The following is a 14,143-nucleotide window of genomic DNA, read 5'->3' as shown; positions in this document are numbered from 1 at the left end:
TCTGCTGAGTCTTAAGGAATAAGAAAATGAACGAACAACTAAATACCACCCTGATGTCTTGGGTGCAAATGCTGAATGACCCTTTATGGAACTTTTTGGTGGTATTTTTGGTGGTGGTTGGGGTGTTTTATACCTTAATTACGGGTGCTGTGCAGCTTCGACTATTTTTTCACAGTATTAAAGTCATGAAATCGAGTCGTAAAGAAGGCGATGATGAGCATGGCATTACACCATTCCAAGCCTTTGTGACTGGTCTTGCGAGTCGTGTCGGTGTAGGTAATGTTGCAGGTGTTGCGATTGCGATTGCGATTGGTGGTCCTGGTGCAGTGTTCTGGATGTGGTTAACCGCATTTTTAGGGATGAGTTCAGCATTTGTTGAGTCTTCTTTGGCTCAGCTTTTTAAGGTTCGTGACACGCAAAATCAGCAATTTCGTGGTGGACCAGCCTACTATATTACTCAGGGTTTAAAACAAAAATGGTTGGGTGTGGTTTTTGCGTTATCGTTGATTTTAGCTTATGGCTTTGTCTTCAATGCGGTGCAAGCCAACTCGATTATTGATGCGACTTCACATGCGTGGGGCTGGGATAAAGCCAATCTCATGCTGAACTTAGGACTTTTCTCTTTCGAAATTTCTTGGGTGGGTATTGTTTTAGTGATTCTAACGGCAGTCATTATTTTTGGTGGAATTAAGCGTATTGCCAAAGTGGCAGAAAGCTTTGTTCCTCTCATGGCAGTGATGTATTTGGCAGTAGCGCTGTACATCGCCGTGAAGAACTTTTCAATATTACCTGAAATTTTCCAACTCATTTTTACCCATGCTTTCCAGTTTGATGCCGCAGCCGGTGGTTTCTTCGGTGCGATGGTTTCTATGGCCATGATGATGGGGATTAAACGTGGTTTATTCTCGAATGAAGCGGGGATGGGTTCTGCGCCAAACGCGGCAGCAGCATCGGATGTTAAACATCCTGTAAACCAAGGTTTGGTACAAATGCTGGGTGTATTTGTGGATACCTTCGTGGTGTGTTCATGTACAGCGATTATTATCTTATCGTCAGGTTTGTACCATGATGCAGGTTTTGCGGGTGTACAATTAACACAAATGGCTTTGGTGAGCCAGATTGGTAGCTGGGGGGATGACTTCCTTGCCATCATTTTGTTTATGTTTGCTTACTCATCGATTATTGGTAACTATGCTTATGCCGAAAGTAATATGCAGTTCATTAACAATAACCGCAAAGTGATATTGGTATTCCGTTTACTGGTGCTGTTTATGGTGTACTTTGGTGCAATTACCAGCGTACCATTGGTATGGTCGATGGCGGATTTATCTATGGGCTTAATGGCAACTATTAACTTATTTGCAATTCTATTGTTAACGCCATTTGCTCTCATGCTATTAAAAGACTATACCTCACAGTTGAAGCAAGGGATTAAAGAACCTGAATTTAAATTGGACAACCATCCAAAATTTAAAGACAAAGTGAATTCTGATATTTGGTAATCGCTTAAAAATCTGAATTTTGAAAAAGCCAGTGTGTCTAAATCATACTGGCTTTTTTATTTGTTTTTTGATCTGCAGGGATCATTGATTTAAAAACAAGCCAAGAAGAAAATTTTCGAAAATGCAGCCTAGTCTTCATAATTTCACGGTTTTTGTTCGTTATGCTAATGAACTAAAGTTTCATTTTTACGAAATGCAACAGTGGAACCATCTATTTTGCATAGAATAACTATTAGTCACGATCAGAGAGTTTACCTACCTTGAAACCGCTTCAATCTAGTTTAGTTATTGGCATTATTTGGGGAATGTTCTCGGGGCAGAGTATGGCTCAGTCATCATTATTGCCCTCGGCTCAGCCGACAACTACGCCTATAGTTGCTGAAGCTCAAGTGCAGGCGAATCGTATCGACTTCAAAAAACTCAAACAAACAGAACATCGTCCGATTGTGGCATTGGTTTTAGGCAGTGGTGGCGCGCGTGGCTATGCACATATTGGCGTGATTCAGGTACTGGAGCAATACGGGATTCATCCAGATTTGATTGTGGGCACCAGTGCAGGCAGCGTAGTGGGTTCAATTTATGCCAGTGGGAAAAATGCCCAACAATTACGTGAGATTGCGCTGAATATGAAAGCCAATGATGTCCGTGATGTAAAACTGGCAATGACAGGTTTCTTTGATGGTCAAAAAGTTCAAGACTATGTCAATGAACAAGTGCTCAACACACCATTGGAACTTTTAAAAACGCCAATGTATGTAGTGGCGACCGAGCTAAAAGAAGGTAAAAAAGTAGTTTTCAATTATGGTAATACTGGACAAGCAGTCCGAGCTTCAGTTTCTATTCCGAGTATGTTCATTCCAACAAAAATTGCGGGAGATGAATATGTCGATGGTGGATTGGTCAGCCCTGTACCTGTGAATGTTGCCCGCGAATTAGGTGCAGACATTGTGATTGCTGTAGATATTTTGGCACAACCCGAACACACAGAAACCAGTAATATGTGGGGATTGTTTAACCAAAATATCAACATTATGCAGAATCACTTGGCTCGAGAAGAATTGAAACATGCCGATATTGTCATTCAGCCAGATTTACGTGAAAAAGCGCATATCTTTGATGTCAAAGGGCGTGAAGAAACCATGCAGGCAGGTATTCATGCTGCGGATAAACAATTGAGTAATATCCTGAAAGTCTTCGATCAACAGAATTATTCACGCGGTTATAAAATTCCTCAATACTCTGTTCAAAACTAGCACTGTGGCACTCAAAAATATTAGAGCTTATAGCCTCAATTCATTCTTTCCAGAGCGTGAAAAAGAGGACAACGATTGGGCTGTTTCTTGTGGGGAGGCCAGTTAATTTAAGCAGAATGTCATTTTCAATTGATATGCCTTAATTCATCCAATTTTAATATTTAAAAAACTTTCATTTTCCCATTTCAAGTAGTGGACTGGTTTTGTTTGAGGTTTTCAGTCATTTAAATAGAGCTTTGCAGAGACAAGGTCGGTGGTTAAGTTATAGTCGTTATTGAATGACTTTAAGATAAATATAATAAAATTATAGGTTTATATTAAAGTCGAGCGCATTAATATATATTTTACTGAATGATATGGTAATCACTATAAATAATAGTGATGACTTAATTGCCGATTTGAACATGTTATTTATGACAAAAGTTATATAATAATGCGTACATATTCTACTATCTTTGCAAGAGTCTAGAGAGCGCGATGTCCCCATTAGATCAAATTACTCCAATTTTAGATGATCAGTCGGAGTTGACCATGTCTGTATTGATGACTCCAGACATGGCAAATTTCTCGGGTAATGTTCATGGTGGAACTATTTTAAAGCTGCTGGATCAGGTGGCTTATGCCTGTGCAAGTCGCTATTCAGGTAGTTATGTTGTGACACTATCAGTTGATAAAGTGAACTTTAAAGAGCCGATTCATGTCGGTGAGTTGGTCACTTTCCTTGCCAGTGTGAACCATGTGGGCCGTACTTCTATGGAAATCGGTATTCGTGTAGAAGCACAAAATATTCAAAAACGTACTGTACGTCATACCAATAGCTGCTATTTCACGATGGTTGCGGTAGATGAAACAGGTCAACCTAAACAAATTCCACCATTGGACTTAACCAATGAATGGAAGCGTTGTCGTTTTGAGGCCGCAGAACAACGTAAAGTGGCTCGTTTGCAAGAAAACCATCACCCATCTTGCAGCATTTATAAAAAGTCTTCGACACCAAGTTAAAATTTAGCTGTGTTCAAGCGAAACCCGTGAGTGTAACTAACTCACGGGTTTTTTTTATGCCGCTAAATGATATGAACTTATAGTCCTTGGTCTTAATCCTCTAGTTTAGACAGTAAAATTACATTAATATAAAACGATACGTATCGTTTCGTTTTGTGGTGAGCTATGTCTGAGTTAGAAAAATCTTCGCGTCGTAAGCAATGTATTTTAGATGCTGTGATCGCAGCTTTAGAAGATTATGAATACGGTAAGTTGACGATTGAAGAGATTGCTGCTCGGGCGGGTGTCGGGAAGTCCACCATTTACCGTTGGTGGAAACATAAATCTGACTTGGTCTTTGAAGCCTTCAAGCAGGAAACGGCTTCGGTGTTTGAACTGGATTATGCGCAGAGTCTGGAATTTAATTTAAAGCAACAATTACTCAAGTTATCACATGCTTTAAATCGCCCGATTGGACGAGCTTTATTGGTGGTGTTATCCGAGCATCGTGAAGCCGCTGGGGCGTTTTTTAGTCAGTATTTATTACCGCGCCGTGAAGCGACCCGAAAGTTGATTCAATTGGCCATTCAAAGTGGAGAGATTCGTGCCGATTATCCATTTGAACTGATGCTCGATACTTTGTATGCGCCCATTCATTATCAGATGATCTTCTTTAATCATCAGCCTGAAGAAGCTTATATTCAAGCATTGCTGAACATGGTTCTGCAACCTGCACGTATGAATACGACTGAGAAAGTGAGTCCATAAAATGAGATCGGATGGACGTGTAGAGAGGCTGTGGAATCGAGCATTTGTATTTTGTGTTCTGAATAACCTGTTTTTATTTACCTATTATTTTGCCTTGCTGGCCATTTTACCTGTCTACATCATGAAAGATTTGGGTGGGTCTATTCAAGAAGCGGGTTTAGCACTGACCTTGTTTTTGATTTCATCCATTATGGTACGTCCTTTTTCTGGACTTATTTCGGAAAAAATAGGCAAGAAACTTAGTTTTCGTGGCTCAGAAATTTTATTTGTGCTGTTTGCATTCAGTTATTTATGGATCGACAGCATGTGGAGCCTGTTATTGGTGCGTTTTATTCATGGCATATGGTTCAGTATTTTAACGACAGTCACGGTACCTGTTGCCAATGAGTTTATTCCTGAACATCGCAAAGGTGAGGGGATGGGCTACTTTGTGATGTCAACTAATTTAGGGGTTGTGTTTGGTCCCTTATTGGCTTTAACCATTACTCAATATGCCAGTTTTACAGTGTTATTTGCCATTTTATCGGGACTGATGACGCTAGGATTTATTTTCTGTCTCTGCATTCCTATTCATGATGAAGACAGCCAATCTTTAGTCGAGCCATCATCTTCTAGTTTAACACTACACGATATTATTGAGTTTCGCGTACTTGCTGTGGGTTTGGTCGCACTTTTGACAGCATTTTCTTATTCGAGTGTGATGAGCTTTATTGCGGCGTATACTGAAACCAAGCAACTGATAGCGTATACCAGTACCTTTTTTCTGGTCTTTGCCTGCTCCATGATTTTGGTTCGACCATGGGTGGGACGTTGGTTTGACCAGAAAGGGGCTAGCGTGGTGATTTATCCATCTTTTATTTTGTTTGCCGTTGGTTTAGCTGTGCTCAGTCAGTTGAATCAGCCATGGGTACTCTGGTTATCCGCGGTACTGATCGGAATTGGATATGGCACTTTATTTCCATGTTTGCAGACGGTCGCCATTCAGAGTGTACCGAAGCAACGGATTGGACATGCGATTTCGACTTATTTTACCCTGTTTGATTTAGGCTTGGCGGTCGGTTCAGTGTTCATGGGAGTTTTAATTGCCTATTGGGGCTATGCCATGACTTATTTGTTTTGTGCCATGATGACTTTAGCCACGCTTGTCGTGTATCGAGTAAAAGTGGCAACTAAAGTTGTATCCGTTCAACATGAAGGAGAACACTGATGGAATTACGTCATTTACGTTACTTTGTTGCAGTGGCTGAAGAGTTAAATTTTACCAAAGCTGCGCAGCGCATGTGTACGGTACAACCTTCTTTAAGCCAGCAAATCAAAGACCTGGAGCAAGAGGTTGGCGTACAGTTACTGGTTCGCTCTAACCGAAAAGTGGAGTTGACCGAAGAAGGCAAAGCCTTTTTAAAGGAAGCATTACTTAGCTTGGAACATGCGGAAAAAGCCATTCACGATGCACGCAAAGTGGCAAATATGAGTAAAGACCAATTACATATTGGTTTTGTGCCTGTGGCCGAGATGAAGATATTCCCTTACATCATGCCCAATATTCGGGCACATTTTCCCGATTTAAAAATTCATTTTCATAGTTTGACCGATGCAGATCAGTTTAGAGCTTTAAAGAAAGGCGACATTGATATTGCTTTCACCCGCTATATTGATGAATCGAGTGAATTAGAGTTTGTACAAATTTTCAATGAACCTTTGGCGCTTATTGTGCCGAAAGATTCGGCTGTAGCAGCGCAGCGTCACGTTAGTATCAAAAGTTTTAATCAGCAAGATTTTATTATCAGTGATGAAGGTGCTTCACCTCAACTTTATAAAATTATTCAGGATTTTTTCAAACAATCCAAACTCAATGTGAATGTGGTACAGCATTCTACGAATATTTTACTCAATGTAAATTTGGTCGGGATGGGGGTAGGCTGGAGTTTGGTTCCTGCTTATGTCATTCCCTTATTGGGCGATAAAATCGTGGTAAAAAACACCATTGAGCCATTACCCACCATTGGTCTGTATGCCAGCTATCGCAAAGAGCAACGTAATGAGGCGATTAACCTCATTTTAAAAATCTTAAAAGAGCAATTCTATACTGGAATTTTCTAATTCAGCACTGAAAATATGCTCCAATTCTAGGTCATGGATGACAGAATCACCACGCAGTTGAGAGGCAAGCTATGCTAAGGTAGCGCAAAATAACAACAGTGGAACCATAACAATGATGCAGCTTTATACCAATCCACAATCACGAGGCAATATCATTTTGCCTTTCCTCAAAGAGCTAAAGATTGAAGATCAGGTAGAATTGATTAATATCAGCTATGAAGATATGCGTCAGGCAACTTATTTAGCCATTAACCCGATGGCAAAAGTACCTTGTTTGGTAGATGACGATATTGTCATCACTGAAGTACCTGCAATTATTGCCTATCTGGCAGATAAATATATTGAGCAGGATTTTGCTCCCGCACTGCATGACCCTAAACGTGGTGCTTACTTAAAGTGGCTGTTCTACATCCATGGCCCATTAACCGAATATATGGACATTAAAAATTTAAATGTGGCTAAAGATCTGATTGAAAGTAAGAAAATGGGCTTAAGTTTTGGTGATGAACAGCGTTTATTTCAATTTTTAAAACAAGGTTTAAGTCAGGCAAAACCGTATTTACTTGGGGAAAAGTGTACTGCGGCAGATTTATATTTGGCGTATTGGTTAGTGTATGCCATGTCGTTTAAGTTGCTGCCATATTTTGAAGAAGCTAAACCATTTTTACGACAGATGAAAACTCGTGCTTCGGTTCAGGATATTGCATGGTTCAAAGCGATTGAATAGTTATTTAGCGCACAAAGCCCAGAATTGTTCTGGGCTTTGTGATTTAGAGGGTGTAACGCCGTAGCGTAGAGCATTAAGCTTTACTATGTAATTTTGCGAACAATGCTTGGCTGATTTGATCTACACTTTGAGGAATCGCGAGTGCTGCTACAAAGCGGTCAGGGCGTAAAATGACCATCGAGTCGTTGGTGCGACCAAACCAGCTACGGATTTCAGTGCCAATATCACCGACACAAATCACACCATCGAATTGTTTACGCTTTTCATTTTGCAACTGAACCGCAGGTAAAACTTGAATAAATTTTACCCCTAGCTTTTTCCATTGTTGTAGGGTTGCATCTGATAAGCCCCATTGTGGGTCTACCCCCCAAGCCAAGATTGCGAAGTCATTGCCAATGATTTCATCCAAGAGCACCTGTTCGCCAGAAACCAATTCAACTTTAGGCTGAATAAACATTTTACCGACAGGTGAGTGCTTCAGCTTATTTTGAATCAACACGCCATCATGATATTGCGGCATGGGCTTAAAGCGCATTTCTAATAAATATTGTTTAATCGGCTTAATATAATTGAGTGCATATGCAATGCCATCACGTACAAAGCCTTGCCATTTTTTCGGTGGTGCCAATACATGACCCGCCATCACGGAAAGATCAATCATGGCTTTGGCATGATCTTTACGTTCAATTTGGTATGAATCTAAAAGTTCAGGTCCTGCTTTTCCTTGTACAACCAATGCCATTTTCCAGCCTAAGTTAAAGGCATCACGCATACCGCTGTTATAGCCTTGACCTTGCCAGACGGGCATAATGTGCGCGGCATCACCTGCAAGTAAAATACGATCTACACGGAATTTATCTGCAATGCGGGCATTATGGGTATATACACGTTGACGAATCACCTCGATATTTTGGGTATTCGGTAAAACTTTTGCCAACAGTTGATTAATGCTTTCTGGTTTGCTGAGTTCTTCTTGGGTTTCACCAGGCATCACCATAAATTCGAAACGACGGATACCATGCGGTAATGCAGCCGAGACATATGGACGCACGGGATCACAGCATAAATAGATATGTGGGGTTGCCAATGGGTCATTTTCTATGTCAATGACAATCCATTGATTCGGTGCAGTTTTACCGTCAAAACCGATATTTAAGGTACGACGCACGATAGAGTTACCCCCATCGCAGGCGATCAAATATTTGGCTTTTACAACTTCAGCTTCTCCCTGTTTATTTTGCATATTCAAGGTGACTGATTGCGTATCTTGGCTAAACTCAGTCAGTTGACGTGCAAATAGAACTTGGGTTTGTGGATATTGTTTTAGCCCTTGTAGTAATACATTGTCGACTTGCGGTTGAATAAAAGCATTACGACGCGAGAAACCAAATTCACGTGTTAAAGGTTGAATATCCGCAAAGCAATGCCCTTTAGGAGTCAAAAAGCGCATGGCATGATTTGGGGTTGTATGGGGTAAAACTTGCTCTACTAGCCCAAGAGACTGAATCGTGCGCAATGCTTCATCATCAATACCAATAGCACGAGGGTAATCGATTAGTTGATCCAGTTGTTCTATGACGGTGACTTGAACCCCTTGTTTGCTTAAATAATTTGCAAGCGTAAGCCCTACAGGGCCAGCGCCAAGGATTGCCACTTCAGTGGTAAAATCAGTATTTTTTGTGCTCACAGCGAATCCCATTCAATCCATTCACAATAATGCTATTAACGGTGAAGTCATGACTTCAAACAAGCTATGCCATAGTGGATAGCTAGCATAAATAGGTTTTGGGTTAGGTTTAATATTTTTAATATTTATATGATTTTATTTACTTTATTTAAAAATCAATCATAGTTGATGTCATGGGAATCATCATAATTAACTATATTCATTATTCAGGAATTTTAGATAATTATACATTTCTTAGAAAATTCAGGTGACACAGAATACGCTGAATCACCTGAAAATTTCTAAGACCTTCGAGTGAATGAGGTGGAGTGAAGGTCTTAGAAAACTGGTGTACTAGGCCTTATTGTGCTGGCGTAGCTTCACTTGCTGAGTCTGTAGTAGGTTGAGCAGCCGAGCCTTCAGTTGCAGAACTAGCAGGTTGCTCTTGGGTTGAAACAATGACTTTTTCTTCAGTTTGAGGTTGTTCAGTTGTTGCAGCAAAAGTTGTGGTTGTTACAGCAGCAAAGGTTGTTGCAAGTAGGATATGAGTTAATTTCATAATAGGCATCCTGTGTTATTAACGAGATAAAATTAAAGCTGTTCTACTTATCATCACTTAAGTCAGAACAGGACTCATGCTAAGGATTCACAGGCATTCAATCAATTGAAACAACAAAGCGAAACAGAACGAATTACGTGAATAATACAATAATGTGCAAACTGTGTAGCTCAGGTAACAATGAGGTGAAACGGTCATCAGGATTTGTATTTAAATATTTCAACAGCACGTCATTAAACGATTTTCATTTACTTAAACCACACACAATGGCTAGGGCGAGACTGTTTTATGGAGGGATGACTCAGGGGAGACTTGTAAGAAATTATTTCGGATTCAGATGTATTGAACAAAAATTAAAGATATTGAAAAAATACAATATATTTTAAAGTATTTTAACTGAGAGTATTCATCAACGTGATTTGACTAGGTCGGTCATATTGCTTCAGCCTAGAAGAATAACTGTTCGATAAAAAGCGTTAAGGTGATGGAATTACATCTATTTTTAATGAATGGAAATATAGACATTAAGTCATGAAAGCACATTTATTTTGCTATAACAAAAAAAGAACAAGTTGCTTGTTTTTTATTCATCTTTGTTCTGAATAATGAAGAAGTACTCCCATATGTAAGGGGAACATTATGATAAAACTAATTGTGTTATCCACTTTGTCGGTCATTATGTTGTCGGGTTGTGTTTGGTATGATGATGATTGGTATGACCATGATCATCACGACTATGATCATCGACCATCTTATGGTTATGGTTATGGATGGGATGGACGTCCAGATTATAGACCTCCGCATGATCATCCTTCACAGCATCGTCCTCCAGAAAATAGGCCACCAGAGCACCGTCCATCTGGACGTAGACCTCCTGAAAGTCGTCCACCTGATCATCGACCAGATCGACCAAACTATAAGCAGACTAGGCCATTACCACATTAGCTGAATTTTTAAGGATGCTGAATATCTCGTTAAATAAGAGGATGTTGTTCTTATTTAACTTTATGTTAGATGAGTTGCGGGAGATAATTTTCGAAAAATTGAAGACAAGAACATAATTGTTTTAGCACGGCTTTTATTTATCGCAATTTTTCTATTAGTGATAGAGTAGACGTATTTTAAAAAATAGTACAAAAAACGCACAAATTGAAAACCCCTAAATCGCTTTAAAGGAGAATAATAAATATTCGACCCTAGTAAAAAGGGGAAGGAAAATGATAAAAGCTGAGTACTGGCTTGATGATGGGTTGTATGTCACATAGCGCAGGCATGGATCATTCAAGTACAAGTCCAATGCTTCAAGAAACTGATTATCAACCAGAACCATCTCATCAAAAACATATGCATGACAAAAATGGTTCATCTCCCAAAGTTGACTTTATTCGATACCCTTTAATTGATTTATGAGTATCAATGCACCAGATGGAGATTGGTTTTTTCCATCTGGTTTTTATTTAAAAACCAAATTTTTATATGTTATTGAACCGAATTATCTTTCAAGTCTTTGTATTTTGTGGTGGGAATAGGCAGCAAAAAAAGATTGCTATTCAGGATCTTTGAATCAGAAGTAATAAAAATTGGATAAAAAGGTTAGGGAAAAATAATGATTAAAAATATTGTGTTATTGGTTTTAACCACGAGTTTACTCACGGGATGTCTATGGCATGGTGATTGGGATCATCGGCACAATAGACCACCTCCACATCATGGTTCAGATCATCGACCTGATTCTAATCAGCATGATCATTCGAATAATCAGCATAATGATCATAACCAACCACCACGTTAATGTGATTGTATGGTGTTGAGCTGTTGCATTTATTATTTGAAGCCAGTTGAGGCAGGGTGCGCATAACTGGCTTCAAATTAAATATGCATTAAGAACGAGTCACTTTTTTATATAAGCCTGCTCGGACTGTACCAGCTTTGGTTTGCTTTATAGATTGCCAACTGTGCGGTAAATTCAGCGTGTTGAGCTCACGATCAGCTTCAATATAAATCAACCCATTTTCAGCAATCAGCGGATCAGTCAGTTTGGCCAGTTCTTCCCAAAGATTTAAACTATAAGGTGGATCTAAGAACACCAGATCAAAACTTGACTTTAGTGTCACGAGCGCTTGTTGAGCCGTGGTCACTTTTAATTGGCAATTGTCTGCTTTTAATAATTGAATATTCTGCTTTAGAAATTGTGCCTGAGTTTGGTTAGGTTCAATCATCGTGACATGTTTTGCGCCACGTGAGAGGGCTTCAAAACTTAAAGCCCCAGAACCTGTACACAAATCCAGTACTTGTGCATTTTGAATATCCCACATTAACCAGTTAAACAAGGTTTCGCGGACGCGGTCAGGGGTCGGGCGTAGTCCTTCAATACTTGCAAATGCGAGTTGGCGTCGCTTCCATTCTCCACCAATAATTCTGAGTTGATTCTTCATTATTCAATATCTTCCGTTGCAGCAGTTGGTGCGGCTTGGGCTTGTGGTTGTGTCGGCGCAACTTGAGTTTGTGAATGTGTAGCAGTATGAGGTGTTGACGTGCTTTGCTGAGCCTGAGTACTAGCGGTTGAGCTAGATGTACCAGAGCCACTCGGCAGTTCACCTGGTTTAATACCAGCAGTCATTAATCCACCACTAATTTGATGCCCTTCAGGTTTAATCGGGTTCTTTTTACGTTGCATTAACCAATAGTCAAATACAGGTCTTGCCAATTGTGCAGCAGAACCACCATGACGACCATTTTCCCACACTACAGCAATGGCAATCTCAGGATTTTCTGCAGGTGCGAAACCCACAAAGAGACCGTGGTCTAACTGACGTTCGGTCAGTAAAGCTTCATTATATTTTTTCCCTTGCGCAATACTTTTGACCTGTGCTGTACCTGTTTTTCCTGCAATTTTATACATTGGCGTCCGAATACCACGACCTGTACCAGTTTCAATTACATCTACCATGGCATCTCGCATTTGTACCCAGTCTTCGTCTTTACCATTAAACTGAATATGCCCATCAGGTGCATTTAAAACTTTATGTGGTTTAGCCCCTTTACTGGTTTGTAATACATGTGGGATAACATGTGCACCATGATTGGCAGTGATTGCTGTAGCCATGGCTAATTGCAATGGCGTGGCGGTAAATGCACCTTGACCAATACTGACCGAAATCGTTTCACCTTTCAGCCATTTACTTTTTCGTGTACGCATTTTCCAGTCAGGATTTGGATATAGCCCTTCACTTTCACTCGGTAAATCCACCCCTGTTTTCTGACCGAAGCCAAATTGACGCATCCATGAATTCATTTTCTCAATACCCATACGGTAAGAGAGCACGTAATAGAAGGTATCACAGGAAACGACTTGGGCCTTATGTAGATTGACTACACCATGCCCCGATTTTTTCCAGTCACGGAATTTATGAGAGTCACCCGGCAGAGTAAAGTAGCCATGATCAGAAATTGCGGTACCCCAGTCGATATAGCCGTAGTGAATACCTCCTAAACCAAACATGGGTTTAATGGTTGAACCCGGTGGATATGCCCCTTGTACTGCACGGTTATAAAGCGGTTGATCAAGGTTATCGCGTAAACCGCTATAGTCGGTATGGCTAATCCCTGTAACAAACAAGTTTGGGTTAAAGCTTGGGCTAGAAACCAGCGCAAGGATTTCTCCTGTACGCGGATCCATGGCGACAATGGCGCCACGACGTCCTGCCAATTGCTCGGTAGCGACAGTCTGTAAGCCATAATCGAGCGAAAGATATAAATCATTACCACGAACGGGTTCTTTACGTCCTAAATGGCGCAGGACATTACCATGCGCATCGGCTTCGACAGATTCATTACCGGGTACGCCATGCAAGAGTTCCTCATAGGATTTTTCCACCCCAATTTTTCCAATGAGGTTGGTGCCTGCATATAAGTCTTTATCAATACTTTTTAGTTCTTTGTCATTAATACGACCCACATAACCAATCACATGGGCAAACAGTTCACCATGTGGATAATAACGGGTCATTTGGGTCTCTATATTGACTCCAGGAAACTGGAATTTAACTTCACTGAATTTGGCAATATCCGTTTCAGTTAAATTAAGTTTAATCGAAACGCGTTCGGTTTTTTTCGAGGTTTCAATCCGAGACAGGAAGCGTTCAATATCTTCGTCAGTCAAACTCAAAACTGGGGTAAGACGCTTGACTGTGTCGTCAATATCTTTGATATCCGCACGGCTCATCGTTGCTGTAAAGACAGGATAGTTATCGGCCAATAAAATACCATTACGGTCATAAATATAGCCGCGAGCAGGTGCAAGTGGTTGAAGTCGAATACGATTTTGATCCGATGCTGTCGCAAACTGTTGATATTGCATAATCTGCAAGTAGGCATAACGTGCCACCAACAGCAACATAAAAAAGCTGACAATCCCGACAGAGATAAATACTCGATTGCGATAAATGCGCTTTTCTTGTTGGACATTTTTTAAAGGAAAGTGCTGCTTCATACGCTATTGACTTACACTGTGGGGGAGAATCAGGAAGGCGCTATTCTAACTCAAGTCACAGGCTTTGATAATGCTTATCTGTTGGAACTGGTCGG

The 14,143-nt window shown here is 40.3% G+C and carries 13 protein-coding genes; 9 read left to right on the top strand and 4 right to left on the bottom strand.

Annotated features, from left to right (window positions below):
• Positions 1-26 precede the first annotated feature (26 nt).
• The 7 genes from M5E07_RS11720 to M5E07_RS11690 all read left to right on the top strand — a co-directional run bounded on the left by M5E07_RS11720 (position 27) and on the right by M5E07_RS11690 (position 7,331).
• A complete protein-coding gene (locus tag M5E07_RS11720; protein WP_252219428.1) occupies positions 27-1,502 on the top strand; it encodes an alanine/glycine:cation symporter family protein in 1,476 nt (491 codons plus the stop codon).
• Between the two features lie 323 nt (positions 1,503-1,825).
• The gene (locus tag M5E07_RS11715; RefSeq protein ID WP_252219425.1) at positions 1,826-2,755 is read left to right on the top strand and encodes a patatin-like phospholipase family protein; all 930 of its coding nucleotides are present in this window, start codon (positions 1,826-1,828) and stop codon (positions 2,753-2,755) included.
• A gap of 477 nt (positions 2,756-3,232) precedes the next feature.
• Positions 3,233-3,757, top strand: a complete 525-nt coding sequence (locus M5E07_RS11710) for an acyl-CoA thioesterase (RefSeq protein ID WP_116759774.1) — start codon at positions 3,233-3,235, stop codon at positions 3,755-3,757.
• 165 nt (positions 3,758-3,922) lie between these two features.
• A complete protein-coding gene (locus tag M5E07_RS11705; RefSeq protein WP_252219422.1) occupies positions 3,923-4,504 on the top strand; it encodes a TetR/AcrR family transcriptional regulator in 582 nt (193 codons plus the stop codon).
• Position 4,505: 1 nt separating this feature from the next.
• Positions 4,506-5,711 carry an MFS transporter gene (locus M5E07_RS11700; protein ID WP_252219419.1) on the top strand — a complete coding sequence of 402 codons (1,206 nt, stop codon included), beginning with the start codon at positions 4,506-4,508 and terminating at the stop codon, positions 5,709-5,711.
• Positions 5,711-6,604: a LysR substrate-binding domain-containing protein gene (locus M5E07_RS11695; protein WP_116759768.1), complete on the top strand. Its 894-nt coding sequence runs from the start codon at positions 5,711-5,713 to the stop codon at positions 6,602-6,604. The genes M5E07_RS11700 and M5E07_RS11695 overlap by 1 nt, the downstream gene beginning before the upstream one ends.
• Before the next feature lie 115 nt (positions 6,605-6,719).
• Positions 6,720-7,331, top strand: a complete 612-nt coding sequence (locus M5E07_RS11690; RefSeq protein ID WP_252223801.1) for a glutathione S-transferase family protein — start codon at positions 6,720-6,722, stop codon at positions 7,329-7,331.
• Positions 7,332-7,404: 73 nt separating this feature from the next.
• Here M5E07_RS11690 and M5E07_RS11685 read toward each other — a convergent pair whose 3' ends face one another.
• Together M5E07_RS11685 and M5E07_RS11680 are read right to left on the bottom strand one after the other, a co-directional pair.
• Positions 7,405-9,030, bottom strand: coding sequence for a bifunctional 3-(3-hydroxy-phenyl)propionate/3-hydroxycinnamic acid hydroxylase (locus M5E07_RS11685; protein ID WP_252219416.1), 1,626 nt, complete (start codon positions 9,028-9,030; stop codon positions 7,405-7,407).
• 328 nt (positions 9,031-9,358) lie between these two features.
• On the bottom strand, positions 9,359-9,556 hold the full coding sequence (locus tag M5E07_RS11680; protein ID WP_116759764.1) for a hypothetical protein: 198 nt from the start codon (positions 9,554-9,556) through the stop codon (positions 9,359-9,361).
• Positions 9,557-10,195: 639 nt separating this feature from the next.
• On the opposite strand from M5E07_RS11680, the gene M5E07_RS11675 reads away from it, so the two are divergent.
• Both M5E07_RS11675 and M5E07_RS11670 read left to right on the top strand, forming a co-directional pair.
• Positions 10,196-10,501, top strand: coding sequence for a hypothetical protein (locus M5E07_RS11675; protein WP_252219413.1), 306 nt, complete (start codon positions 10,196-10,198; stop codon positions 10,499-10,501).
• Positions 10,502-11,162: 661 nt separating this feature from the next.
• Positions 11,163-11,348, top strand: a complete 186-nt coding sequence (locus tag M5E07_RS11670; protein ID WP_252219411.1) for a hypothetical protein — start codon at positions 11,163-11,165, stop codon at positions 11,346-11,348.
• Between the two features lie 88 nt (positions 11,349-11,436).
• Here the strand turns inward: M5E07_RS11670 and rsmD are convergent, their stop codons facing one another.
• Together rsmD and mrdA are read right to left on the bottom strand one after the other, a co-directional pair.
• Complete coding sequence (gene rsmD, locus M5E07_RS11665; RefSeq protein WP_116759756.1) at positions 11,437-11,991, bottom strand: 16S rRNA (guanine(966)-N(2))-methyltransferase RsmD; 555 nt, start codon at positions 11,989-11,991, stop codon at positions 11,437-11,439.
• Entirely contained in the window at positions 11,991-14,048 is a 2,058-nt protein-coding gene (gene mrdA / locus M5E07_RS11660) for a penicillin-binding protein 2 (RefSeq protein ID WP_252219409.1), read from the bottom strand. Before mrdA ends, rsmD begins: the two co-directional genes overlap by 1 nt.
• Positions 14,049-14,143 lie beyond the last annotated feature (95 nt).

It is taken from the genome of Acinetobacter tibetensis, assembly GCF_023824315.1.
GTDB classification, from domain to species: domain Bacteria; phylum Pseudomonadota; class Gammaproteobacteria; order Pseudomonadales; family Moraxellaceae; genus Acinetobacter; species Acinetobacter tibetensis.
Note: the sequence above shows the minus strand (reverse complement) of the source record. Positions and strands in the feature narration are given on the sequence as shown.